This is a genomic window from Roseobacter sp. FCG-D35 (genome assembly GCF_033436665.1).
Taxonomy (GTDB): Bacteria; Pseudomonadota; Alphaproteobacteria; order Rhodobacterales; family Rhodobacteraceae; genus JAWQFO01.
On the sequence record NZ_JAWQFO010000002.1, the window covers coordinates 249,231 to 272,801 of the forward strand.

Here is a 23,571-nt window from a genome sequence, read left to right on the forward strand (position 1 = left end):
GCACGTAACGTGCGTGCCAATTTCAAGCCGGTCCGGCGCATGACGAACCACTATTCGGATTTCAGTGAAGACAACCCAGCCGACCTTGTCATCGTCGGCGCCGGCGCCGCCGGCCTGAGCGCGCTCAGCGTCGCCACCGAATATCTGCCGCGCAATGCCCGCATCGTGCTGATCGAGCGCCGCGAACGGTGCGGAGGAATGTGGAACTCGGTCTACGACCACGTGCGCCTGCACCAGCCGCACGGAAGCTTTACCGCCGGCAACATTGCCTGGGACTGGTCGAAACCGCGCGGTTACCTTGCGAGAAAACCGGAGGTGCTGGCGCATCTCGGGCGCTGCTACGACACCTTCCGCACGCGCGTCGGGCTGATCGAACTCTTCGGACACGAGATGACCGGCTGGCAGGAGGCGCAGACCGATGCCGGGTCGCGGGTGGAGGTCACCTGTCGGGCCGCCGGGACGGGCGCGGCCGAGGTCCGCATTCATGCCAAGCGCTTGATCCGTGCGCCGGGCTACGATGTTGCGGCGCTCGAACCGCTGACGCTTTCCTCGAAAGCCGTGGTCAGCACGACGCCTGAAAAACTTGCAGGGGTTGCCGCAAAGGATGGCACTGCGCCGATCTGCATCGTCGGCGGCGGCAAGACCGGGATGGACACCGCGCTGTCGGTGATCCGTCGCGACCCGGACCGGCGCGTCACCCTGCTGACCGGGCAGGGCACGATCTTTGCCGATCGCGAGAAGATGTTTCCGCCCGGGGCCGGGCGCTGGTGGCGGGGGCAACTCGTCCTGTCGCTCTTCGGCGACATCGCCATGCGGTTCGACGGCGACAACGAGGCCGAGGTCTTCGAGCACTTCCGCGACACTTACGCGGTCAGCCCGGACGGGCGGGGCGAGCGGTTTCTCTACGCGCTGATGTCGAAGTCCGAAAGCGACGAGATCGCCGCCGGCGCCGTCGAAATCCTGCCATGTTACCTGCAGGACGTCGTCGACACCGCGTCGGGTCCGGAACTGCGCCTGCGCAGCGGAAACGCCCGGGACGTGGAACCGGGCACGATCTTCGTCAACTGCACCGGTCACGTGCTGCATTCCGGAAGGTCCTACGAGCCCTACGTCTCTTCCGGCGGCGCGGTGATGACCGTGACGCCACGCTCCTGCATCAACTTTCAGAGCATCTTGTCGTCCTACTTCCTCACGCACCTGATGTTCATGGATCGCCTGCGCGAGGTGCCGCTTTACGAAATGGATTTCGAAGCGCTTTATCCGAAGGGTGCCAAGATCTTCCAGATGGCCTCGATGACCCACTCCTGGATGAACATCGTGATGCTGATCGGTGAGATGCCGCTTCGGGTCCTCAACGGCTTCGGCGCAGATCTCGACCGCTGGTTCCCGCTGCATCGCCGGACTGCCGGTTTGATCGACGTCAAGATGAACCGGGGGCGGTATCTGGCGCATGGCCGTGCGGCGCTCGATCGGGTGCATGCGCGGTTCGGCATTCCCTGCGGGCCAATCGTTTCGGGCGGCGAGGTGCGGACCGCAGATCTCGTCGCACCCTGACATACGACCTTTGGACTAGTCCGTTTCCGGGGGAAAGGACTTTGTGATCGCGCCATTCGCTGCGATCCTCGAAGCTTGGGTTCAACATGGGAGGAGACCAATGCTGGACACGACGATCGACGCGCAGGTGACGCAGTTTCTCGATGCGTTCGGAGAGGCGCTGGCGGCGAAGGATATCGCGCGGGCTACGGAGATGTTCGAGGAGGACGGATATTGGCGTGACCTCGTGACCTTCACCTGGAACCTCAAGACGATGGAGGGCCGCGAAGAGATCGCGGACATGCTGACGCATCAGCTCGAAGCGACGGAACCCTCGGGCTGGCAGCTGGCGGAAGGCGAGCCGCCGACGGAGGAGGGCGGTGTCGTCACCGCCTGGATCAGCTTCGAGACCGCCGTCGCGCGCGGCTACGGGCTGGTCCGGCTCAGGAACGGCAAGATCTGGACGCTGCTGACCACGATGGCCGAACTCAAGGGCCACGAGGAACCGAAAGGCCTTGCCCGGCCACTCGGCGCCAAGCACGGCGCAGGCAAGAACCGCACGACGTGGCTCGAAGAGCGCGAGAGGGAAGAGGCGGACCTCGGCTACGGGACGCAGCCCTATGTCGTCATCGTCGGCGGCGGGCAGGGCGGCATCGGCCTCGGGGCACGGCTGCGCCAGCTCGGCATCCCGACGATCATCCTCGAGCGCAACGACCGCCCCGGCGACAGCTGGCGCAAGCGCTACAAGTCCCTCTGTCTGCACGACCCGGTCTGGTACGACCATCTGCCCTATCTCAAGTTCCCGGACACCTGGCCGGTCTTCTCGCCCAAGGACAAGATCGGCGACTGGCTGGAGATGTACACCAAGGTCATGGAGCTCAACTACTGGACCCGCTCCACGGCCAAATCCGCAAGCTACGACGCAGAGAGCGGTTCCTGGACGGTCGCCGTCGACCGGGACGGCGAGGAGGTGATCCTTAAGCCGAAACACCTGGTGATGGCGACGGGCATGTCCGGCAAGCCCCGGATGCCCGAATTCCCGGGCATGGAGCGGTTCAAGGGCGACCAGCATCATTCCTCGGCCCACCCCGGCCCGGACGCCTACCGCGGCAAGAAATGCGTGATCGTGGGATCGAACAATTCCGCTCACGATATCGCCGCGGCACTCTGGGAACACGACGCCGACGTCACGATGGTTCAGCGTTCGTCCACCCACATCGTCCGGTCGGACACGTTGATGGAGATCGGTCTTGGCGCGCTCTACTCCGAGGAAGCCGTGGCCAGCGGCGTCACGACCGAAAAGGCCGACCTGATTTTCGCCTCGCTTCCTTACGCGATCCTGCACGAGTTCCAGATTCCGGCCTATGCCGAGATGAAGAAGCGTGATGCCGACTTCTATGCGGGGCTCGAGAAGGCGGGGTTCTGGCTCGACTGGGGCGATGACGACTCGGGGCTGTTCATGAAGTACCTGCGCCGCGGGTCGGGCTACTACATCGACATCGGCGCGAGCCAGCTCATCATCGACGGCGAGATCAAGCTCAAGCGCGGACAGGTAACCGAGGTCGACGAGACCGGCGTCATTCTCGACGATGGCACCCATCTCGACGCCGACCTGATCGTCTATGCGACCGGCTACAATTCGATGAACGGCTGGGTCGCGGACCTGATCGGCCAGGATGTCGCAGACAAGGTCGGCAAGGTCTGGGGCCTTGGGTCGGACACCACCAAGGATCCCGGCCCTTGGGTCGGCGAACAGCGCAATATGTGGAAGCCGACGCAGCAGGACGCGCTGTGGTTTCACGGCGGCAACCTGCACCAGTCGCGCCACTATTCGCAATTCCTCGCGCTGCAGCTCAAGGCACGAATGGAAGGCATCGACACGCCGGTCTACGGCGTGCCCGAGACCCATCACCTGAGCTGACGGCGTCGCGCGCCCGGCACCTCCCCGCCGGGCGCGCCATTAGACCGTCGCGGGCCGCTGTACGCCGGTCTCCAACCGCCGAACGGCCAGCCAACTCAGAAGCAGTAGCACCGCCGCCGTTCCAAGGCAGAGCGGCAGGCCGCCCAACTGGTAGCTGGCCCCCGACAGCACCGTTCCGACCAGTCGTCCCGCCGCGTTGCTCATGTAGTAGAAGCCGACGTCCATCGTCACGCGGTGCGCGTCGGTGAAGGCGAGGATCAGGTAGGAGTGCAGCGCGGAGTTGACGGCGAAGACCGCGCCGAAGACCAGGAGGCCCGCGATCAGCGTGACCGTCAGCCAGGTGGCCGGGCTGCCTGCCGTCCAGACCAGCGCCGCAAGAAAGGCGGGGATCACGATCAGCGCCGCGACCCAGTGCCGGGCCAGACCGACAAGCTCCGCCGCGGGTCGGTCCGCGGCGCGCAGGATGCGCGGCGCATTTGCCTGCACCCAGCCATAGAGGATCGTCCAGACCGCCATGAAGCTGCCGATGGTGAAGAACGCCGCGCGGTTGCCGGCTTCGCTGCCATCGGACAGGACGGCATAGAAATAGACCGGGATGCCGACCACGAACCATACGTCCCGTGCGCCGAAAAGGAAGAACCTCGCAAGACTCAGCCGGTTGATGTTGGCGTTCTTGGAAAACACCTCGCGGAACTTGGCGTCTTTGCGGCCGAGGGGCAGCCCGGTCGGCATGCGCAGCACGGCCGCGGCCAGGATCACCGCCAGCACGGCCGCCATCCCGAGTACAGAGGGCACGAAGCCCGCGACCGCTAGCAGACCGGCCCCAAGCAGGAAGCCCAGGCCTTTCACCGCGTTCTTCGAGCCGGTCAGCAGCGCGACCCAGCGAAACAACCCGCCGTCACCGTCCGGAGCCAGCAGCTTGACGGCGCTTTTCGAGCTCATCTTTGCAAGATCCTTGGCCACGCCGGACATGCCCTGCACGAGCATCACGAAGACAACCGAGGCCGCCACGGTCCAACCCGGGTCGAGGCGCGCCAGCGCCAGGAGCGCGACGATCTGCAATCCGAGCCCGGCATAGAGCGTCCGGGTCAGACCGAAGCGCGCCGCGATCCAGCCGGCGGAGAGGTTCGTCACGACGCCGGCGATCTCGTAGAGCACGAAGAGGTAGGCCAGCTGCACCGGCGAGAAGCCCAGCGTGTGGAAGTGCAGCAGCACCAGCATGCGCAGCGCACCGTCGGTCAGCATGAAGGCCCAGTAGGCGGCCGTGACGGTCACGTAGGCCGCAAACCCCTCCGGTCTGCTCACAACGAAGCTCCGACCATCTGCGCAACGTCGACCAGCCGTTGTGCGTAGCCCCATTCGTTGTCGTACCAGGCATAGACCTTGAGCTGGGTGCCGTTGATCACCATCGTGCTTGGCCCGTCGATGATCGCGCTGCGCGCGTCATTGGTGAAATCCGACGACACCAGCGGGCGCTCCTCGTACCCCAGGATGCCGTTCAGCGGGCCGTCGGCGGCGGCTTTGAAGAGGGCGTTGACCTCTTCGGCGCTGACGGCGCGGCGCATCTCGAAGACGCAGTCGGTCAGGGATGCGTTGAGCAGGGGCACGCGTACCGCATGACCGTTCAGCTTGCCGGTCAGTTCCGGGTAGATCAGCGTGATTGCGGTGGCCGATCCCGTGGTCGTCGGGATCAGGTTGGTCAGCGCCGAGCGTGCGCGCCGCAGGTCCTTGGCGGGGCGGTCGACGATGGTTTGGGTGTTGGTGACATCGTGGATCGTCGTTATCGAGCCGTGGCTTATGCCGATCTCTTCGTGCAGAATTTTGATCACGGGGGCAAGGCAGTTCGTGGTGCAGCTGGCCGCCGTGACGATGCGGTGGCGCGCGCCATCGTAGGTGTCATGATTGACGCCGTAGACGATGTTCGCGGTTTCCCCGTCCTTGACCGGTGCGGACACGACCACTTTCTTGACGCCGGCCTCGAAGTAGGGCGCGAGCTTTGCCGCCGTCTTGAAGACCCCAGTACAATCGATGACCACGTCGACGCCGTCGAGCGGCAGATCCTCGATCCGGCGCTCGGAATGGCAAGGGATGCGCACCTCGTCGATCGAGATCGCGCTTTCGTCAGGCGCGAATTTTGCCGGCCACCGCCCATGCACGGAGTCGAACTCCAGCAGATGCGCATGCAACGCCGGATCGCCCACCGCATCGTTGACGAAGGCCACGTCCGCGCCGCGCTCGAGCAGAGGACGAAGCGCGAGTTTTCCGATACGGCCCAAGCCGTTGATCGCGTAAGTTGTCATCTTGGGTCAGGTCTCTTTCTCAAGGGTCATCATTCCGATCTCGTCGATGCGATGTTGCAGCGAGGCGCGGTCCAGCGTCGAGATCGGCAGCGCGACGAAGGCTTCGATCCGGTTGCGCAGCATGCCGTAGGCGGTCTGGAAGGCGAGACGGCGTTCCGCGGGCGTGCCTTCGGCCCGGGCCGGGTCCGGAGTGCTCCAGTGGCCCGAGATCGGCTGGTCCGGCCAGGGCGGGCAATCCTCGTTCGCCGCAAGATCGCAGACCGTGAAGACGAAATCGAACCTCGGCGCGTCGTCGCCCTGATATACTGAGGTCGACTTGGCCCGCAGGCCGCCCGTCGCGTGGCCCTTCTGCTCGAGCATCTCGACCGCGATGGGGTTGAGGTCGGAGCGCGCCGCGGTCCCGGCCGAGAACGCCTCGAACCTGTCGCCGGCCAGATCGCGCAGCAGCGTCTCGGCGAAGATGGAACGCGCCGAATTGCCGGTGCAGACAAAGAGTACCTTGTAGGGTCTTTCGGTCATGAGAGATCTCCGGTCTCCGAGTTCGGGAAGCAGATCCGCGCGCCCGCGCAGACCGTCGAGAAACAGGGCCGACATCAGCGCCCGCGCCGTTTCCATGTTCACCTTGTAAAGCAGCCGCGTGCCGTCGCGGCGCTGAACGACGAGACCCGCCCGCAGCAGCGCGGACAGATAGACCGATGCCGTGTTCGGCCTGAGGTCGAGGGCATCCGCGATGTGACCGGCCGGAACCTCGTCTGGCCAGCGCCGCATGAGCAGCCGGTAGACCGCGAGGCGCGGCGCGTGGCCGAGGGTGGCGAGTCTGTCAGCGATTACTAATTCCATGAATCATGAAATACGGAAACATTAGCCAACGCGCAAGGTGCGGCAACTGCGTAGCGCAAATTCGAGCGGGGTTGTACACTGGGCCGGCCAGCCAAGGAGGAGTTGAACATGACACACCTCACCCGACGCGCCGTGATCGCGCTCCTGGTTCTGTCGCCTGCGGCAGCACATGCCGGTGCCAGCATCTCGCGCAAGGACGGCAGCGCCTATTCGCCGAACCTTGTCCGGGCGGTCCAGCGTGCCCTGTCCGAACGCGGATACGATCCCGGACCGGACGATGGGGTGATGGGGCCGCGCACGGCCGATGCGATCTATGCGTTCCGCGCCGCCGAAGGACTCGAGCAGCGCGACGAACTCGATGACCCGCTGCTGATTGCGCTCGGGCTGGCCCAGGCCCCGGATGTCCCGGAGGCGTCGCAGAACGCGCCGGACAGTGACGGCGACGCCGGCAGCTAGATGGCGGATGCGACGGGGCAGTGCAGGGTCTGTCGGCACGAGATGCCCGCGGGCGCACACAAATGCACCGAATGCGGGGACTACCAGACATGGCCCGCGCGCATCGTCGCAGGCTTCGACCTCAAGGGGATCCTCGCGCTGTTGCCGCTGCTGACGCTGATCTACGCCTTTCTCGCCGAACGCCTCGAGTTTCCGCGCTCGAGCCTCGCCGCAACCGCGCTGGAGTGCCGCGCGGACGGCGTCAGTGTCTTCGCCAGCAATCCCGGCAACCGAACGGCCCTGGTCCGTGCGGCGCGCTTTATCGCGGGCGATGACGCGCCGGGCGCGCTGGACATGCCGCCGCCGGAGGAACGGGTGTTCGAGGCCGGGGCGGCGCGGATCCTGGACCTTTCCGTCGACCGGGCGCGCAACCCGAATGGACTGGCGAGTTTTCAGGCGCTCGCGCAGGAGGGCTGCACGGTCGCGGTCGAGATCACCTACCTGACCCATGACCAGCGCAACGAGACGGAGGCGACCTCATGCGACTGTCCGCGCTCCTGAGCCTGCTCATTGCGTTGATCGCCGGCTCCGGCGCCTGGGGCCAGGACCGCACCAGCGTGCATCTTTTCCGCTATGGCAGCACCACTGCGGCCGATGCCGAGATCGCCTTTCAAGACTTCCGCGACATGATGGTCGCGAAACTTCCGCGCCTTGCCTCGGAGCTCGAAGCGCTGGGGCTGAACATCGACGCCGGGCAGCTCGCCCGGCTGGCGCTCGAACCGGTGCCGAAGCCGGGGTCCGACGGTTCGGAAATCGCCGACCCGGTAGAGCTGATCCCGACACTCGAGAGCCGCCGTCTGCACTGGAGCCAGACCGGCGCGCTGGCGCTGCTGACCGGGCGGGTCAAACGCCTCGATCCCACCGAACTGGCGATCCGCAGCAGTTTTTTCCTCGGCGAACTCGGTCGCGGTTCCGGCACCGAGACCGTCGATGTCGAACTGCGTTTCAGCGATGCCACCTATGACACGACCAACGACAGCCATTCGGTCGCCGTGCTTTATGCGCTCGCGCTCGAAGTGCTGCCGGGGTGCACAAGGAAGCCCGACGTCTACATGCTCCTGACGCAGGCCGATCTGAGGGCCCGGGCGGTGGCCGAGGAGGACCCTAGCCTCGGCGCGCCCCTGACGGCGCTGGTCGCGAAGGGCGTTGACACGGCAAACCGCGAATGCCCGTCGCAATGAGACGGGCGATCTGTGGCCTCGTGGCCTGTCTGCTCGGGCCGCCGCTTTGGGCAGACAGCACGGTGAATCCTGACCCGATCACGGTCTATTTCCCGCAACTCGAAAGCAAAGGATTCCTGGGCCGCAACGTCGCCACCGTCCTGTCGCTGCAGCTTGCGCAGACCGGGCGACAGGCCCCGTGGCCGGAGAATCCCGACGGCGACGATTTCAACCTCGCGATCATGGCGTGGTCGGACGAGCCGATGACGCGGCAGAGCCACGAGGGCGCCGAGGCGGAGGCGCGGCGGCGCGATCTTCTGGCACAGATCGTGATCTGGGGTGAGACGCGGTCCTACGCGGGCGAGGTGATCGCCGATCTCAACGTGACGTTGCCGACCTTCGCCGCACCGGGCGACTGTGGCGGGGGCAAGTCCTGCGATTTCCGCGATGCCAACTTCGAGACCTGGACGCTGACCCGGTCGGGGCACAGGCTGTCCGTCGGACCGCCGCGCCGGCGGTTTTCGCTGTCCGCAGTGCGGCTGGAACCGGACATCGTCGAGACCTTCCGGCGGATCGACGGGCTGGCGATCCGTCAGCGCATCGACGGTGGCCCGGTGCTGGGGCGCACCGGCACGACCCTGCGCTTCCTGGAATTCAACCCGCGCCTGCCAGAGGCACCGACGCGCCTGACCAGCGGCGGTGTCACCGGCTACGTGACCCTGCCCGAACTCAGCGAGGGGGCCTCGGAATTCTCGGCGATGGTCGGTGGGTTGCTGCAACTCTACCGCGGCGACTGGGAGCGCGCGATCGAGAGCTTTTCCGCCGTGCTCGACAGCCCCGCCTCGCGGGCGCCGCTTAAACTCGATGCGCTGCTTTTGCGCGGCATGGCGCGGTTCCGCGACGGCGGGGACGGCGGTGCGGATTTCGCGCGGGCCCGAGACCTCGCCCCGTTCGATCGCAGGGCGGTGCAATACGCGGTCATGGGCCACATCGCACGCGGCGACGACCTCGGAGCGGCACGCACCTTGCTGGAAGAGAAGGCGTTTCTCTTCTCCGCCGACGATCCCTGGCTCGCCGCCGCGCGCACGCTGCTGGACCGCTGAGCGGCGTCAGAACAGCCCGACCCCGAGCCATGCGACATAGGCCGCGTAACCGGTCAGAAGCACTGCGCCGGTGGCGCGTCCCAGGGTCCCGCGCAGGGCCACCAGGATCAATGCCAGCGTGGCGCCCAGCATGACCCAGACGTCTGTCGCGGCGATCTGAGGCGGCACGGCGATCGGCGTGACCAGCGCCGTGACGCCGAGGATGCCGAGTACGTTGAAGATGTTGCTGCCCACGACATTGCCGAAGGCGACCTCGGGCTGTCGCCGGAGCGCGGCCACGACAGAGGTCGCAAGCTCGGGCAGGGAAGTGCCGAGCGCCACGACGGTCAGGCCGACCACCGCTTCGGGCACGCCCATGTCAGCGGCCAGCATGACGGCGGCACCGACAAGCAGGTGCGCGCCTACGATGGTCAGCGCGATCCCGCCCGCGGCTTCGGCCACCGCGCGCCAGGCCGGTGTTCGGGATGGGGCCACGGCCTCGGGCTCTTGGGATACCGCTTCGGCGCGATAGGCGATGAGCAGATAGGCTGCGAGTCCGGCCAGCAACACCAGGCCGAAGCCGCGCTGCAGGCTGCCCCCGAGCACGACCGCGACGCCAAGCAGGGTCGCGGCCAGCAGCATGGCCCCGTCGCGCCGGAAGGCCCGCCGATCGACCGTCACAGGGTAGACAAGCGCGGCAAGCCCGAGGATCAGCAAGATGTTGCAGATGTTGCTGCCGACGACGTTGCCGACGGCTATGCCCGGCAGGTCGCGCCAGGCCGCCTGCAGGCTCGTCACAAGCTCCGGTGTGGACGTGCCGAAGCCCACGACGGTCAGGCCGACGACAAGCGGGGAGACGTTGAGCCGCAGGGCGAGGGTGACGGCACCCTGCACCAGCAGATGCCCGCCGAGAACAAGCAGACCGAGGCCGCCGGCGATGGCGATGAGTGTCAGGGTCATGTCAGGCCTGTCGCATCGGGGCGCGAAAGCCCTCGGTGCGCCGATTTTCCTGGCCTGAACAGGAGCTGATTTCGAGTGTTGCGGGGGCGAAGTCGCGCGGGCGTGTCACCGTGCAAGGTTCCGTTCGGGCGTGCGCAGGATCGCCTGCGACCGGATCCGCCCGAAGCGGCAAATGGCCCGCCCGCCGCGCCCTTGCAAGTGGCGCGACGGGGAATCTTTTACGTCGTGCCGCCTCAGTCGGCGATCACGTCCTGGCGCTGTTCGCCGAGCCCCTCGATCCCGAGTTCGACGACGTCGCCGGCCTTGAGGAACTGCGGCGGCTTGAACCCGAGGCCCACGCCCGGAGGGGTCCCGGTCGAGATCACGTCGCCGGGATGCAGCGACATGAACTGCGACAGGTAGGACACCAGGTGCCGGACCCCGTAGACCATCGTGTTGGTTGATCCGTCCTGCTTGGTTTCGCCGTTCACCTTGAGCCACATCTTGAGGTTCTGTGGGTCAGCCACGGCGTCGCGCGTGACCAGCCACGGGCCGATCTGGCCGAAGTTGTCGCAGCTCTTGCCCTTGGTCCAGGTGCCCGCGCGTTCGAGCTGGAACTCGCGTTCGGACACATCGTTGGTCAACGCATACCCCGCCACGTGGTCGAGCGCCTCGTCTTCCGAGACGTACTTGGCGGTTTTGCCGATCACCACCGCCAGCTCGACCTCCCAATCGGTCTTGGTCGAACCGCGCGGGATCACGATGGGATCGTTCGGCCCGCAGATGGCCGAGCTTGCCTTCATGAAGATGACCGGTTCCGGCGGCACGTCCATGCCGCTTTCGGCGGCGTGGTCGGCGTAGTTGAGACCGATGCAGATGAACTTGCCGGTCCCGCCCACGCAAGCGCCGAGACGGCTGGACGGATCGACCATCGGCAGGCTTTGCGGGTCGATGCCGCGCAGCTTCTCGAGCCCGGCATCCAGCAGCACCTCGCCCGCGATGTCGTCCACGATGCCGGACAGGTCCCGGATCGTGCCGTCCTCGGCCATCATGCCGGGTTTTTCGGCGCCGCGGTCTCCGTGTCTGAGTAGTTTCATGCTTTCTGCTTCCTCATATGTTGGCCCAGCCGCCGTCGATGACATGGGCGACGCCGGTGGTGTATGCGCTCTCGTCCGACGCAAGGTAGACGACGAGCGCGGCGATTTCCTCGGGTCGCCCGATGCGCCCGATCGGCTGGCGCGCCACGAAGGCGGCCCGGGCTGCCTCGTAGTCGCCGGTTGCTTTCAGCCGGTCTTCCAGCGACGGGCTTTCGACCGTGCCGGGGCAGATCGCGTTGGCGCGGATGCCCTGCTGGATGAAATCGGCGGCGATCGACTTGGTCAGGCCGATGACGCCCGCCTTCGAGGTGCCGTAAACGAAGCGACCCGGGGCAGCGATGACCGACGAGGCCACCGAGGACATGTTGATGATCGACCCGCCGCCGCCGGCGATCATCCCGGGCAGGAAGGCGCGGCACATCCGGTACATCGCCGTCATGTTGAGATCGAGCGAGAAAGCCCATTGCTCTTCGTCGCACTCGAGGATCGTGCCTCCGGCGACGAAGCCCGCGCAGTTGAACAATACGTCGACGCCGCCGATCTGATCCGCAGCCTCGGTCACGGCGGCCTTGTCGCGCACGTCGAGCAAGCGGGTCTCCGCCACGTCCGGCGCCAGCGCCTCGAGCGTGTCGCGGTCGATGTCCGTGGCAATCACGCGGGCGCCCTCACGCGCCATCGCCCGTGCCGAGGCCAGGCCGATCCCCTGTCCCGCCGCCGTCACCAGCGCGGTCTTGCCCGCAAGCCGTCCCGTCATTCAATTGTCCCCCGCAGTCCTGTCCGCGACGCGGGTCCATTTGCCCGGCCGCGCGACGTCCCGGCGAACTTTCCCGCTGCGCCCGGGACAGTCAAGGGAGCGCGGCCGCATTTGTGGCGCCGCCGGAGCGAGGCGCATCGCATCGGTGCCGATCGACGCTTGATAAATTCAGTGTTTCGAATATGTTTGAGACAGCCCCGCGAGGCTCCTGTGCCCAAGGCCAATCGCCGGCCCACCCGAGGACCCGACAATGACCGACCATCCCATCGACATGAGTGTCCACCCCGACATCACCGCCTATTTTGACCCCGAGACCAACACGATCAGCTATGTCGTGCGCGATCCCGGTTCGACCTCCTGTGCGATCATCGACAGCGTCATGGATATCGACTACGCCGCCGGGCGCATAACCTATGACCATGCCGACGCCATGATCGCCGAAATAGAAGGCAAGGGGTTGCAGCTCGAGTGGATCATCGAAACCCATGTCCATGCCGATCACTTATCGGCTGCGCCCTACATCCAGCAGAGGCTGGGCGGAAAGATCGGGGTCGGCGAGAAGATCATGGAGATCCAGGAGACGTTCGGGAAGATCTTCAACGAGGGTACCGAGTTCCAGCGTGACGGATCTCAGTTCGACAGGCTGTTCACCGACGGCGACACCTACAGTGTCGGCGACATGCAGTGCTTCGTCATCTACACGCCCGGCCACACGCCCGCCTGCATGACCCATGTCATGGGCGACGCGGCCTTTGTCGGCGACACGCTCTTCATGCCCGACGGCGGCTCGGCCCGGGCCGATTTCCCGGGCGGCGATGCCGGCGTGCTCTACGACAGTATCCAGAAGGTTCTGAGCCTTCCCGACAAGATGCGGCTTTTCATGTGCCACGACTACGGGCCGAACGGGCGCGACATCCAGTGGGAGACGACCGTGGCCGAGGAAAAGGCGCACAACATCCACGTCGGCGGCGGCAAGACGCGCGAGGAGTTCATCAAGTTCCGCACCGAACGTGACAAAACGCTGGCGATGCCAAAACTCATCATCCCGTCGCTGCAGGTGAACATGCGCGCCGGCGAGGTGCCGACCGACAAGGACGGCAAGCCGATGCTCAAGGTGCCGCTCAACGGTCTTTGACCACCGAGCGATCCGCTTTCGGCACAGGTCTTGTGCCAAGGCGCACGAAGGCGCGGGTTGAGCCTTGGAGCACGCGGCTTATGCTTCCCGCAAACGCAAAAAAGGGGAGGGCGCGCCATGGCGGGCGATATACGCAAATTGCAGGTGCAGGGGGTGCATCACATCACGCTCGTCGGGGCCGACCGCCAGACGTCGATCGATTTCTGGGAAGGCGTGCTGGGCATGCCCTTCATCTTCGACCAGCCGAACCTCGACGATCCGGACGAGGGGCATCTCTACTTCGATCCCGGCGACGGGCGGCTGATCACGATCTTCACCAACGAGAATCGCAAACCGAACCCTGACCGGACCCCGACCGATGCAGGCTGCGTGCATCACCTGGCGTTCAACGTCAGCATGGCCACCTTCCGGCAGGCGGTCGGGCGTCTCGACGCGCGGGGCATACAGCATTCGGGTCCCAAGGATCGCGGGTTCATGGACTCGATCTACTTCACCGATCCGATGGGGCTCTTGATCGAACTGGCCTGCTACCGCTTCGAGCCGCCCGAGGGGTGTCGGCACGCCGATGTCATGATCGAGGCGCACCGGATCCGGGTGGAGCGCGGCGATTACAACATCCAGGAAGAGCACCTCGCCGACGCGATCGAGCGGCTGGTTTATCGGACCCAAGGGACTCTTTCCGAGGACAGGTCGGCCAAAAATCCATATTGAATCAATGGCTCACAGGGCATTTCTCATTTTATGCGCGAGGCAGGTCCCATAAGGGGCGCGGGCGGATTTGAGCGGGCGGCGATACCGTCCGGATCACGGGCCGGCCTGCATGCCCGTGCCAAGTTCTTTTAAATTGTCCACAAGCGCATATCTTTAGTCGGTGCTCTGCCGTCCGACCCGGCGCGACACGAGCGCGGGGTGGAAGGGGTGCGAGACATGGTAGAGCAGAAGACGCGGATCACGGCCGCCGAGGCCAAGGGGCTTCGCACGGCCAAGGAACTCGAGCGGCACCTTGCATGGCTCGACACGTTCACACCGGCAGCGCTGGGCGTGCTCGCGACGGCTTCGGGCATCTACACCTATCTCGGCGTGTCTTCGCTGCTCGAAGACAATGGCGCGGTCACCTTCTTCGCGGCACTGGCCTATTCCATCGCCGTGTCCGTCGGCATCTTCGTCTTCTGGAGCTACATGCTGCGGCTGCTGCCGTCGATGCGGACTGCTTCGGGGTTCATCGGTCTGACGCTCTCCACGATCGTCGGATCGCTGACCATCATCGCGATGTCGAGCTGGCTCAACGCCGCGGCCCTTGCCGGTTCGGCGGCGGTCGAGCAGCATCTCGAGAACACCGTCCGCGATTACCAGTCCTCGCTGGAACAGGCCCATGATATCGCGCTGAGCGGGCAGTCCTTGTCGCGCGAGGTCGAGCGCGCGCGCCAGAGCTTCCAGGATCTCGCCGACCAGGAACAGGCCGGCAACCTCTCGGGTGCTGCCGGGCGCGGCAGCGTGTTCCGTGTACTGACCCAGAAATCCGAGGAGTTGCGCAATCTCGAAGAGCAGATTGCCACCCAGCAGGAACCCATCGTCCGCGCTTACGCCGAGGGCAATCGAATCCTGGCCCGGATGCGCGAGCTGACCGTCGGCACCGGCCCGGTCGACGCGCGTTCGGTCGTCTTCTCGGAGGAAAGCGTCAAGCTTGCCGGCGTGATCGCGCAGCTCAACCAGTATTCCGTGGCGCCGCTGGTCTCGCGGGCGGCAGATGACCTCTCGGCCTCCATCGTGCTGCCGGAACTCGACGGGCGCACGGCCGCGGTGCAGGGCGCCCAGACCGCGACGATCCAATCGATCGTCGAGGCGCTGCAATACCGTAGCCAGACGCTGAAGGCCGCGGCCGAAGAGGTGCGCCAGATGCCGCCGCCGGCCGAGACCGCCTACAACCCGATCTCCAGCGCCGACGCGGTGATCCGCTACGCCGAGAATTTCGTTCCGTCCTGGGCCGGGGCCATCGCGATTGACCTCCTGCCAGCGGTGCTGGTCTTCGTGCTGGCAATCACGCATGCGGCGATCCGGTCGGGCCGCGACGGGCTCAATATCGAGGATACGCTGACGCTTGCCGATCTCAAGGCGGCGATGGCGGCGATGCGCGATGTCGAGGCGACGATGGGGTCGGCCGATGCCGCGATCCTGCGCCGCGCCACCGACGCTACGGCCGATCGCGCCACCGACACAGCCAGTGACACCGCCGCCGACCCGGTCACCGAGCGCAACGGACAGGGCAACGGGTTGCGGACCGGAACGCACTCATGAGTACTGAGGCCGACCGCGCCGATGGTGGCGCGATCCGCAAGGGCGTGCGGCTGGTGCTCTTCGCCCAGATCGCGCTGGCCGGCCTGCTGGTGCTGTCGCAGCTGCCGGACCGCATGCTGTTTCCCTCCTTCGACACGGAGGCGCTGCCGACCGGTCCGGTAAGCCCCGGCGACCAGCGCCGCCGCTTTCGCGAGGACGATACGAACCCGGCCTACCTGACCCGAGAGGGCACCCCGGCACTGCCACAACCCGACAGTATGCCCTCGACCCTCGATTTCAGCATTCACGAGGTCGAGGGGCAGGGACGCACCCTGCGCCTCATGGGCGCGATCGCACCGGGAGACGCCGAGCGGCTCGAGGACTATCTCGGCACGCTCGGCACGCCGCCGGATCTCGTGGCGCTCGACAGCCCCGGCGGCGTCGTGGCCGAAGCGCTCCGGCTTGGCCGGCTGATCCGCGAGCGCGGCTACCCGACCGGCGTTCTCTCGGGCTCGACCTGCGCTTCCTCCTGTCCCTATGTGCTGGCCGGAGGAACCGAGCGCATCGTCTCCCGCAACGCGGCAGTCGGCATGCACCAGCATTACTACGAGGCCGAGCCGCTGCTGCCAGTCTTCATGGTGGTCAAGGACATCCAGCGCGGTCAAGGGCTGACGATGGACTACCTGATCGAGATGGATGTTGATCCGGCGGTTATGCGCTACTCGCTCAACACGCCGCCCGAGGCAATTTACATCCTCGTCGAGGACGAGTTGACCAACAGCCGCCTTGCGACGCGCCTGATCGACTGATCCCCGGCATTGAACAATCCGGCCGTGTCGGGTTCTCTGGATCCGGACAATGCGAGGCGGGAACATGCGGGACGCGGGCAGCGACGATCATCGGGACATTCGCGATGCGGTGCGTGCGCTCTGCGCCGACTTCCCGGCTGAGTACCACCGTTCGGTCGACGCGCGCCGCGGCTATCCCGAGGAATTCGTTGACGCGCTGACGCGCGCGGGCTGGATGGCGGCGCTGATCCCGGAAGAGTACGGCGGCTCGGGGCTGGGGCTGACCGAGGCCAGCGTCATCATGGAAGAGATCAACCGCGCGGGCGGCAACTCGGGCGCCTGCCACGGCCAGATGTACAACATGAACACGCTGGTCCGGCACGGTTCGGAAGAGCAGCGGAAGCGCTACCTGCCGAAGATCGCCAGCGGCGAGCTGCGCCTTCAGTCGATGGGCGTCACCGAACCGACGACCGGTACCGACACAACGCAGCTCAAGACCACCGCCGTCCGGAAGGGCGACCGCTACGTGATCAACGGCCAGAAGGTCTGGATCAGCCGGGTCCAGCATTCCGACCTTATGATCCTGCTTGCCCGGACCACGCCGCTGTCCGAGGTGGCGAAGAAGTCCGACGGGCTTTCGATATTCCTCGTGGATGTCGCCGAAGCGATGAAGATGGGCATGGAGGTGCGCCCGATCCTCAACATGGTCAACCACGAGACCAACGAGCTGTTCTTCGACGATCTCGAGATCCCGGCCGAGAACCTGATCGGGGAAGAGGGCAGGGGATTTCGCTACATTCTCACCGGTCTAAACGCCGAACGTGCGCTGATTGCGGCCGAGTGCATCGGGGACGGCTATTGGTTCACCGACCGGGTGACGGATTACGTGCGCGAACGCCGGGTCTTCGGACGGCCCATCGGGCAGAACCAGGGGGTCCAGTTCCCCATCGCCGAGGCCTTTATCGAGATCGAGGCGGCCAACCTGATGCGCTATCGCGCCTGTGCGCTCTACGATGCCGGCGAGCCCTGCGGAGCCGAGGCGAACATGGCCAAGTACCTCGCGGCCAAGGCCAGCTGGGAGGCCGCAAATGCCTGCATCCAGTTCCACGGCGGCTTCGGATTTGCCTGCGAATACGATGTCGAACGCAAGTTCCGCGAGACCAGGCTCTACCAGGTCGCACCGATCTCGACCAACCTGATCCTGTCCTACGTCGCCGAACACGTTCTCGGCCTGCCGAGGTCGTTCTGATGCTGCCGCTCGAAGGGCTCACGGTCGTCGCGGTCGAGCAGGCGGTGGCGGCGCCCTTCTGCACCTCGCGGCTGGCCGACGCCGGGGCGCGCGTTCTCAAGATCGAGCGGCCGGAAGGGGATTTCGCACGCGGATACGACGACGTGGCCGCGGGACAGTCGAGCTATTTCGTCTGGCTGAACCGCGGCAAGGACTCGGTCGTGCTGGACCTCGCGACGACGGACGGGCGGGACAGGCTGGTCGGGCTTCTGGAAGAGGCCGACGTCATGGTCCAGAACCTCAAGCCCGGCGCGCTTGAGCGCCTCGGGATCGACCTCGACGCGCTGGCCCGTGCCAATCCGCGCCTCGTCACCTGTTCGATCTCGGGCTACGGCACCGACGGGCCGATGGCCGACCGCAAGGCCTACGATCTGCTGATCCAGGCCGACAGCGGGCTCTGTTCGATCACCGGCGGTCCGTCCGAACCGGCGCGCGTCGGCGTGTCGATCGTCGATATCGCGACGGGCGCCACCGCCTATGCCGCGATCCTCGAAGCCCTGATCCGGCGCGGGATCACCGGTGCGGGCGCGCGGATATCGATCTCGATGTTCGACGTGATGGCCGACTGGCTGACCGTGCCGCTCATGAACCACGAAGGCGGCAACACCCCTCAGCGCATCGGTCTCGCGCATCCCTCCATCGCGCCCTACGGCATGTTCGACACGAAGGCGGGACCGCCGCTGCTGATCTCGATCCAGAGCGACCGCGAGTGGCGGCGGCTGTGTTCGGTTTTCATAGCGAACCCGGCGCTGGGAACCGATCCGCGCTTTGCCACCAACGTCGCGCGGGTCCGCAATCGGGCCGAGACCGATGCGATCGTCGCGCGAGCCTTTGCCGAGCGGTCGGCGGAAGAGGCGACGGCGGTCCTGCTCGCCGAGGGCATCGCCGTGGCGGCGGTCAACGACATGGACGGTCTGGCCAATCATCCGCATTTGCGCCGGATCACCGTCGACACGCCGAACGGCCCGGTGTCCTACCCCGCGCCCGCGCCGGTTTTCGCGGGCGAAACGCGCCGCTACGGCGCCGTTCCGGGCATCGGTGACACCCTCGGTTAGCGCGGCGCCGGGCTAGGCGGCGCCACTCGTCCCGAAGCGTTCGGACAGACGCGCGACGCACCCCTCGGCCCATCGGCCGGTGGATGCGCCGAAACAGTCATGCACGGAATCCGCGGCGATTATGCTGCCGAGCGCCAGACGGCCCAGCAGGCACAGGCCCGGCTGCGGCTTGCCTTCGGCATCGACAATCCGGCCGTCGGGCCGGGTCAGAGCACCCAACTTGTCCGAAACCGCGCCGATCCGGCCGGTCTCGCGCAGGTCGACGAAGAGCGACCCAGAAACTTGGGCCAGCTCGGGCGAGGGCAGAACCGCGTCGACCATCGCCGTCGCCACGAAGCGCGCACCGTCCGCGTCGATCTGCCAGCCCTCCCGGACCGGGATGATATCGGGATCGTCCGCAGCCGCGAGAACGACGCGGCCCGCGTCAATCAGGGCGAGCATCTCGCGGGCCGCGCTGACGGGGGGCCCGTAGGAGTACCGCTTGAGCGCCTCGTCGAAACCGACCAGCGTGGCGCGGGTTTCCGCCGCGATCTCTTTCGGGTTGAACCCGCGTCGCAGTTCGTTCTGCCACTTCCGCCAGACCTGCCCCGTGACATAGCCCACCGACGGCGCGGATGCGCCTTCGGCCATCGCGATGCCGGCGCGCAGCAACTCGGTCGCCGCGCCGGTCTCCTGCGAACCGGGGTCCGAGGTTTCGGCGTCGAGCCAGCGGTCCACATCTTCCGCTGCGACCGCGACACCGCAGTCACGGAGGATGCGCCGGATCGCGGGGGCCAGCGCCTCGGCCAAGGTTGAAAGCGCCGTGTCGGGCGCTGCGGTCACGGCCCGTGCCAGCCGATCCTCGAACCGCGCCGTCTCTTCGGACGTCGGGTCGTAGCGCGCATCCTGCCGCGCGTCGGCCGGCTTCGGAAACGGCGGTTTGCCGTCCAGCGAAAACGGCAGAATGCGGGCCGGTTCCTGCCCCGAGGCGACGTAGCGCCCGGCCTCGAAGCGCCCACCCGCGCCCAGTGTCAGCAGGCGCAGCACGTCGAGCGTCGACAGGCCGAGCCCGCGGATCGCCACGTCGCGCCCGCGCCAGTCCCGCGCCGCCTGAAGCAGCGCATTCGCGGGATAGGCCGGCACGAGATCGAGCTTGCGGGTGTCGGCATGGCTCTGCCAGCGCGCTAGCTGGTCGTCCGGTGCGGTTTCGGGCTGACCCGGCGTCAGCAGCACCTCGTCGTAGGGTCCGAGGCGTGTCTCGCCGCTGATCAGGCAGAAGCCCGCATCGGTGGTCTCGATCCGGTCCACGCGCTGCGGGCGCAGCTTCAGGCGCAGCCGCCGGGCGTTGTCGTCGAGGTTCTCGAAGCGGGTCTCGAAATAGTCGCCCAGCACGCTGCGGGCGGGGTAGTCCTCGGCGCCGATACCCTCCGGCAGGCAGTCGCGAAATCCCGCGATGCGCGTCTCGGCAAAGACCGGATCGGGCAGAGACAACTCGCGCACGGGAATGTTCAACAGGCACAGGTCGCTCTGGTCAGGTGCGAAGTTCGGACCCGCGCCCGGACGCTCGCACGGATCGAAGATGTCGACGTCGATGTCCGGCAGGTCGTCGGGATAGCGGCGGGCGAGCGATTCGAGCGCTCCAAGCCCGCGTGGCCCCATGCCGACGACAGCAAGCCGGGGCCGCGGTCTTTCCAGTTCCAATGTCGTCCTCCTTGTGCCGTCCCTCCGGTCTTAGCCTGCGCCCGCAACCGGTCAAGCGCGGCGGCGCGGCGGCTTTTGTCGGGAGCGCGTCGGCGCTAGACTGGCCGGACGCTGGGAAACGGGAGGCAAGATCATGGCCGCACAGCACGCCCCGGTCTGCGATTTCGACTGGCCGGCGCCGGATTTCACCCTGCTCGCGACCGACGGGCGCACCTATCGCCTGTCTGACCTGCGCGGGCCGCACGGCGTTCTGGTGATGTTCATCTGCAACCATTGTCCCTACGTTCTGGCCGTGCTCGAGCGGCTGATCCGCGACGCGAAGGCGCTTCAGGCGGAAGGCATCGGCGTCGCGTCGATCTGCTCGAACGATGCCGAGGCCTACCCCGCGGACAGTTTCGAGAACATGGCGAAGCTGGCCGAGGCGCACCGCTTTTCCTTTCCCTACCTGCACGACGCCGACCAAAGCGTCGCGCGCGCCTACGGCGCCGCCTGCACGCCGGATTTCTTCGGCTTCAACGCCGAGGGCGGGTTGCAGTACCGTGGGCGTCTCGACGCTTCCGGTCGCCACGCGGCGCCTGATGGCGCGCCACGCGAGCTTTTCGACGCGATGCTTATGGTCGCGCGCACCGGGCGCGGCCCGAAAGAGCAGGTGCCCTCCATGGGCTGCTCGATCAAGTGGAAGGCTTGAGCGTCACGGTCTTCGGCTATGACGCGCCTGTGTGGCAGCGGTCGGGATCGAAACAGGGCTGAGGCGCGCAGACCTGGGCTCTTTGATAGGGGAACGCCCGATATTGCACGCACGGCACGAACTTAGGCATCCTCGGATGGCCTCAGGAGCGCGTCGCGCAGGGCCGTCTCGTCGACCGGCCGGCCGGAAAACAGGCTCCAGGCGTGCACCCCCTGGTGAAAGAAGAGTTCCCACCCGGACAGTAAGCCGAGCCCGTGGCTCGCGGAATCGCGCAGGAATTGTGTGTCGCGGGGCGTGTAGACCGCGTCGAACGCCCATTCCGCCCCCGCTAGCGCTGTGCCGTCGAGCGGCGTGCCCTCGTAGCCGGACATGCCGACCGGGGTGCAATTGACCACGCCCGCGACGCCGTCCGCGGCGGCTTCGGCATGTTCGTGAATGCTGACGACTGCGTCGGGTGCGGCCGCGGCGATGCTCTTGGCCAGGCCTTTGGCCTTGCCCGGTTCGCGGTCGCACAGGCGGATCTCGCGCGCGCCCAGACCCGCGAGAGCGAAGGCGATCGCCCTGCCGACGCCACCCGCGCCGATCAGGAGTACGGCGCCTGGCGCGGCGTCTCCGCGCACACGGGCATAGGCGGCCTGGAAACCGGTAAAGTCGGTGTTGTGCCCGCGCGGTCCCTCCGGATCGAAGATCACCGTGTTCACCGCCCCCATGACCCGAACCAGCGGGTCGTCGATCCGCACGCGCGCAGAGGCCAGTTCCTTGTAGGGGTAGGTCACGTTGATGCCGCGGTATCCTGCGGGAGCGCAGCCGTCGAAGACCTCCTCGAAGCTCTGCCCGAGGTCGCGCGGCACCAGCCGGTCATAGCGTACCGCGAGCCCGTTCTGACGTCCGGCAAGCCGGTGCAGCAGCGGCGCCTGCGACCGCGCGATGTTGTCGCCGATCAGCCCAAGCAGCAGGTCGGGTGTGGTGCTCATGGTCCGGTCGATCTTTCGTGGTTGGCGCGCCGCCGGATTGTGCGACGGCGCCTCGAAGCTGTGTTTCCTGTCCGCGAACTGAATGCCTCTCCCTCGCGGGCGTCAAGCAGTCGCAATGCGCCGAATGTGAAGTTGTTGTCTTGGCAAGGCGCCGGCGACCCTATGCTATACTCACGGCGCGAGGGCGCGCACGATCGCTCGGTCCGGAAAGCAGGTCTCGGCCCGCCCGGTCTCGGCCTGCCAACGCCCGATCGAGCGGCGCGTGCGGAATCCAGGCAGCCCGTCGGCCCCGCCGACGTCATGGCCTTCGGCCTCGAGGGCGCGCTGCATGGCCGCGATCTCCGAGCGCAGCAGATCGTCGACCGGCGACCAGCTGGTTGCGAAGGGTGGGGTGCCAAAGGCGATCCGGTCCCCGACATGGCCCACGAAAAGCGCGTAAAGGTCGCTCGTGTTGTAATCCTTGAGTACGTAGAAATTCGGCGTCACGATGAATGCCGGTCCGTGGCGGCCCGCCGGCATCATCAGCGACCCGGTCTCATCGCGTTCATGGGCCGGGAAGGGGCGGCCGCCGACGCGCCGGATGCCCAGATCCTCCCAGTCGCGGATCACCCGACCCTGGTCGGGACCTTCGAGCGCGCAGGAGAGGCCAGCAGGAAGCGTCACCTCGAACCCCCAGTCCCGGCCGGACACCCAGCCGTGCCGGGCAAGATAGGTCGCGATCGAGGCGATGGTGTCCTCGGCCGAGCGCCAGATGTCCGAACGCCCGTCGCCGTCGCCGTCGGCGGCATAGGACAGGAAACTCGACGGCATGAACTGCGGCTGCCCCATCGCGCCGGCCTGGCTGCTTTTCATCGACGTCTTGGGAACGTGCCCGGCTTCGGCGATGCGCAGCGCGGCAAGCAGTTCGTCGGCGAAAAAGTCGCGGCGCAACCCCATGAAGCCGCGCGTGCCGAGCACGCGGAAGACGTCATGCGGAATCGCGGCGCGCCCATAGGCGCTTTCGCGGCCCCAGACCGCGAGGACGATGCGGCCCGGCACGCCAGTTTCGGCCTCGACCCGCGCCAGCGTGGCTGCATGCCGCCCGGCCATGTCCCGCCCGCCGCGCACCGCCGCGTTCACCACGCCGGACCTGAAGTAGACCGACGGCGCGCGGAACTCCGACTGGCCTTGCCGGCGCGGTGCATCGGGGTCGCTGCCGGGGGGCACCAGTCCGGACAGATCCCAGTCGAGCGTCACCCCTTCGAATGCGGCATCGAACACCGCCTCCGAGATGCCTTCGGCCTGCGCCGCGGGTCGGATCGTGGTTTCGAGCCAGCTCCGGAAGTCGGCCTCGACCGCCGCGCGGTCCGTGGCGTGACAGGCCGTGGCCAGGCCCGCGCCGAGCATCAGCCCGAGGGCCAAGCGGCGCGTCGGTGTGACGAAGCTGGCCAGTCGGCTGACCGTGCGTGCCAACCGTGCGCGCGCGACCTTTTCCTGTGGTATTGTCATCACGACCTCGTTGTGCCGGTTCCGGTTCCGATTTCGGGCCTCGCCGCGATGATGCCCCCGGTCCGAAGCAGCGTCCACTG

Annotated in this window: 22 protein-coding genes; 13 read left to right on the forward strand and 9 right to left on the reverse strand. The window is 66.8% G+C overall.

Going from position 1 to position 23,571, the window contains the following annotated elements; all coding sequences use genetic code 11:
• The first annotated feature begins 39 nt into the window (after positions 1-39).
• Positions 40-1,554 (forward strand): FAD-dependent oxidoreductase, encoded by a 1,515-nt coding sequence (locus R5H30_RS05355; RefSeq protein ID WP_318327041.1) that lies wholly within the window; start codon positions 40-42, stop codon positions 1,552-1,554.
• 100 nt (positions 1,555-1,654) lie between these two features.
• The gene (locus tag R5H30_RS05360; protein ID WP_318327042.1) at positions 1,655-3,454 is read left to right on the forward strand and encodes an NAD(P)-binding domain-containing protein; all 1,800 of its coding nucleotides are present in this window, start codon (positions 1,655-1,657) and stop codon (positions 3,452-3,454) included.
• Positions 3,455-3,493: 39 nt separating this feature from the next.
• Here R5H30_RS05360 and arsJ read toward each other — a convergent pair whose 3' ends face one another.
• The 3 genes from arsJ to R5H30_RS05375 are packed head-to-tail and all read right to left on the reverse strand — an operon-like array spanning position 3,494 to position 6,594.
• A complete protein-coding gene (gene arsJ, locus R5H30_RS05365; RefSeq protein ID WP_318327043.1) occupies positions 3,494-4,759 on the reverse strand; it encodes an organoarsenical effux MFS transporter ArsJ in 1,266 nt (421 codons plus the stop codon).
• The gene (locus tag R5H30_RS05370; protein ID WP_318327044.1) at positions 4,756-5,754 is read right to left on the reverse strand and encodes an ArsJ-associated glyceraldehyde-3-phosphate dehydrogenase; all 999 of its coding nucleotides are present in this window, start codon (positions 5,752-5,754) and stop codon (positions 4,756-4,758) included. The genes arsJ and R5H30_RS05370 overlap by 4 nt, the downstream gene beginning before the upstream one ends.
• A gap of 6 nt (positions 5,755-5,760) precedes the next feature.
• Positions 5,761-6,594, reverse strand: coding sequence for an arsenate reductase/protein-tyrosine-phosphatase family protein (locus R5H30_RS05375; protein WP_318327045.1), 834 nt, complete (start codon positions 6,592-6,594; stop codon positions 5,761-5,763).
• 108 nt (positions 6,595-6,702) lie between these two features.
• Between R5H30_RS05375 and R5H30_RS05380 the strand changes: the two genes are divergently transcribed.
• From R5H30_RS05380 to R5H30_RS05395, 4 genes are read left to right on the forward strand one after another with little or no spacing between them, the layout of a single operon-like run.
• Positions 6,703-7,050, forward strand: a complete 348-nt coding sequence (locus tag R5H30_RS05380; RefSeq protein ID WP_318327046.1) for a peptidoglycan-binding domain-containing protein — start codon at positions 6,703-6,705, stop codon at positions 7,048-7,050.
• A 42-nt stretch (positions 7,051-7,092) separates the two neighbouring features.
• Positions 7,093-7,590, forward strand: coding sequence for a hypothetical protein (locus tag R5H30_RS05385; RefSeq protein WP_318327047.1), 498 nt, complete (start codon positions 7,093-7,095; stop codon positions 7,588-7,590).
• Complete coding sequence (locus R5H30_RS05390) at positions 7,569-8,270, forward strand: hypothetical protein (RefSeq protein ID WP_318327048.1); 702 nt, start codon at positions 7,569-7,571, stop codon at positions 8,268-8,270. The genes R5H30_RS05385 and R5H30_RS05390 overlap by 22 nt, the downstream gene beginning before the upstream one ends.
• The gene (locus tag R5H30_RS05395) at positions 8,267-9,352 is read left to right on the forward strand and encodes a tetratricopeptide repeat protein (protein ID WP_318327049.1); all 1,086 of its coding nucleotides are present in this window, start codon (positions 8,267-8,269) and stop codon (positions 9,350-9,352) included. The genes R5H30_RS05390 and R5H30_RS05395 overlap by 4 nt, the downstream gene beginning before the upstream one ends.
• Positions 9,353-9,358: 6 nt before the next feature.
• On the opposite strand, the gene R5H30_RS05400 is transcribed toward R5H30_RS05395, so the two are convergent.
• The 3 genes from R5H30_RS05400 to R5H30_RS05410 form a co-directional block, all read right to left on the reverse strand.
• Positions 9,359-10,291, reverse strand: coding sequence for a calcium/sodium antiporter (locus R5H30_RS05400; protein ID WP_318327050.1), 933 nt, complete (start codon positions 10,289-10,291; stop codon positions 9,359-9,361).
• A gap of 233 nt (positions 10,292-10,524) precedes the next feature.
• Complete coding sequence (locus R5H30_RS05405; protein WP_318327052.1) at positions 10,525-11,367, reverse strand: fumarylacetoacetate hydrolase family protein; 843 nt, start codon at positions 11,365-11,367, stop codon at positions 10,525-10,527.
• Between the two features lie 13 nt (positions 11,368-11,380).
• Positions 11,381-12,121: an SDR family oxidoreductase gene (locus R5H30_RS05410; RefSeq protein WP_318327053.1), complete on the reverse strand. Its 741-nt coding sequence runs from the start codon at positions 12,119-12,121 to the stop codon at positions 11,381-11,383.
• A gap of 250 nt (positions 12,122-12,371) precedes the next feature.
• On the opposite strand from R5H30_RS05410, the gene R5H30_RS05415 reads away from it, so the two are divergent.
• The 6 genes from R5H30_RS05415 (at position 12,372) to R5H30_RS05440 (ending at position 18,661) form a co-directional block, all read left to right on the forward strand.
• Positions 12,372-13,256 (forward strand): MBL fold metallo-hydrolase, encoded by an 885-nt coding sequence (locus R5H30_RS05415; RefSeq protein ID WP_318327055.1) that lies wholly within the window; start codon positions 12,372-12,374, stop codon positions 13,254-13,256.
• 129 nt (positions 13,257-13,385) lie between these two features.
• Positions 13,386-13,967, forward strand: coding sequence for a VOC family protein (locus R5H30_RS05420; protein ID WP_318327720.1), 582 nt, complete (start codon positions 13,386-13,388; stop codon positions 13,965-13,967).
• A 216-nt stretch (positions 13,968-14,183) separates the two neighbouring features.
• Positions 14,184-15,551 (forward strand): hypothetical protein, encoded by a 1,368-nt coding sequence (locus tag R5H30_RS05425; RefSeq protein WP_318327056.1) that lies wholly within the window; start codon positions 14,184-14,186, stop codon positions 15,549-15,551.
• The gene (locus R5H30_RS05430) at positions 15,548-16,339 is read left to right on the forward strand and encodes a COG3904 family protein (protein ID WP_318327057.1); all 792 of its coding nucleotides are present in this window, start codon (positions 15,548-15,550) and stop codon (positions 16,337-16,339) included. The genes R5H30_RS05425 and R5H30_RS05430 overlap by 4 nt, the downstream gene beginning before the upstream one ends.
• Positions 16,340-16,403: 64 nt before the next feature.
• Complete coding sequence (locus R5H30_RS05435) at positions 16,404-17,567, forward strand: acyl-CoA dehydrogenase family protein (RefSeq protein WP_318327058.1); 1,164 nt, start codon at positions 16,404-16,406, stop codon at positions 17,565-17,567.
• Positions 17,567-18,661 (forward strand): CaiB/BaiF CoA transferase family protein, encoded by a 1,095-nt coding sequence (locus tag R5H30_RS05440; RefSeq protein ID WP_318327059.1) that lies wholly within the window; start codon positions 17,567-17,569, stop codon positions 18,659-18,661. The genes R5H30_RS05435 and R5H30_RS05440 overlap by 1 nt, the downstream gene beginning before the upstream one ends.
• A gap of 12 nt (positions 18,662-18,673) precedes the next feature.
• Here the strand turns inward: R5H30_RS05440 and R5H30_RS05445 are convergent, their stop codons facing one another.
• Complete coding sequence (locus R5H30_RS05445) at positions 18,674-20,341, reverse strand: FAD/NAD(P)-binding protein (protein ID WP_318327060.1); 1,668 nt, start codon at positions 20,339-20,341, stop codon at positions 18,674-18,676.
• Between the two features lie 133 nt (positions 20,342-20,474).
• Between R5H30_RS05445 and R5H30_RS05450 the strand changes: the two genes are divergently transcribed.
• Complete coding sequence (locus R5H30_RS05450) at positions 20,475-21,029, forward strand: thioredoxin family protein (RefSeq protein WP_318327061.1); 555 nt, start codon at positions 20,475-20,477, stop codon at positions 21,027-21,029.
• Positions 21,030-21,151: 122 nt separating this feature from the next.
• Here the strand turns inward: R5H30_RS05450 and R5H30_RS05455 are convergent, their stop codons facing one another.
• A complete protein-coding gene (locus R5H30_RS05455; RefSeq protein ID WP_318327062.1) occupies positions 21,152-22,003 on the reverse strand; it encodes a shikimate dehydrogenase family protein in 852 nt (283 codons plus the stop codon).
• Positions 22,004-22,174: 171 nt separating this feature from the next.
• A complete protein-coding gene (locus R5H30_RS05460) occupies positions 22,175-23,389 on the reverse strand; it encodes a lytic murein transglycosylase (protein WP_318327721.1) in 1,215 nt (404 codons plus the stop codon).
• Positions 23,390-23,571: the final 182 nt, after the last annotated feature.

Bases quoted from the DNA above. Each gene is read 5' to 3' on its own strand.
- R5H30_RS05360 (WP_318327042.1), top strand. From the start codon at position 1,655: ATGCTGGACACGACGATCGACGCGCAGGTGACGCAGTTTCTCGATGCG.
- R5H30_RS05385 (WP_318327047.1), top strand. From the start codon at position 7,093: ATGCCCGCGGGCGCACACAAATGCACCGAATGCGGGGACTACCAGACA.
- R5H30_RS05370 (WP_318327044.1), bottom strand. From the start codon at position 5,754: ATGACAACTTACGCGATCAACGGCTTGGGCCGTATCGGAAAACTCGCG.
- R5H30_RS05405 (WP_318327052.1), bottom strand. From the start codon at position 11,367: ATGAAACTACTCAGACACGGAGACCGCGGCGCCGAAAAACCCGGCATG.
- R5H30_RS05355 (WP_318327041.1), top strand. From the start codon at position 40: ATGACGAACCACTATTCGGATTTCAGTGAAGACAACCCAGCCGACCTT.
- R5H30_RS05430 (WP_318327057.1), top strand. From the start codon at position 15,548: ATGAGTACTGAGGCCGACCGCGCCGATGGTGGCGCGATCCGCAAGGGC.
- R5H30_RS05425 (WP_318327056.1), top strand. From the start codon at position 14,184: ATGGTAGAGCAGAAGACGCGGATCACGGCCGCCGAGGCCAAGGGGCTT.
- R5H30_RS05380 (WP_318327046.1), top strand. From the start codon at position 6,703: ATGACACACCTCACCCGACGCGCCGTGATCGCGCTCCTGGTTCTGTCG.
- R5H30_RS05440 (WP_318327059.1), top strand. From the start codon at position 17,567: ATGCTGCCGCTCGAAGGGCTCACGGTCGTCGCGGTCGAGCAGGCGGTG.
- R5H30_RS05460 (WP_318327721.1), bottom strand. From the start codon at position 23,389: ATGCTCGGCGCGGGCCTGGCCACGGCCTGTCACGCCACGGACCGCGCG.
- R5H30_RS05455 (WP_318327062.1), bottom strand. From the start codon at position 22,003: ATGAGCACCACACCCGACCTGCTGCTTGGGCTGATCGGCGACAACATC.
- R5H30_RS05410 (WP_318327053.1), bottom strand. From the start codon at position 12,121: ATGACGGGACGGCTTGCGGGCAAGACCGCGCTGGTGACGGCGGCGGGA.
- R5H30_RS05390 (WP_318327048.1), top strand. From the start codon at position 7,569: ATGCGACTGTCCGCGCTCCTGAGCCTGCTCATTGCGTTGATCGCCGGC.
- R5H30_RS05395 (WP_318327049.1), top strand. From the start codon at position 8,267: ATGAGACGGGCGATCTGTGGCCTCGTGGCCTGTCTGCTCGGGCCGCCG.
- R5H30_RS05435 (WP_318327058.1), top strand. From the start codon at position 16,404: ATGCGGGACGCGGGCAGCGACGATCATCGGGACATTCGCGATGCGGTG.
- R5H30_RS05450 (WP_318327061.1), top strand. From the start codon at position 20,475: ATGGCCGCACAGCACGCCCCGGTCTGCGATTTCGACTGGCCGGCGCCG.
- R5H30_RS05400 (WP_318327050.1), bottom strand. From the start codon at position 10,291: ATGACCCTGACACTCATCGCCATCGCCGGCGGCCTCGGTCTGCTTGTT.
- R5H30_RS05375 (WP_318327045.1), bottom strand. From the start codon at position 6,594: ATGGAATTAGTAATCGCTGACAGACTCGCCACCCTCGGCCACGCGCCG.
- R5H30_RS05415 (WP_318327055.1), top strand. From the start codon at position 12,372: ATGACCGACCATCCCATCGACATGAGTGTCCACCCCGACATCACCGCC.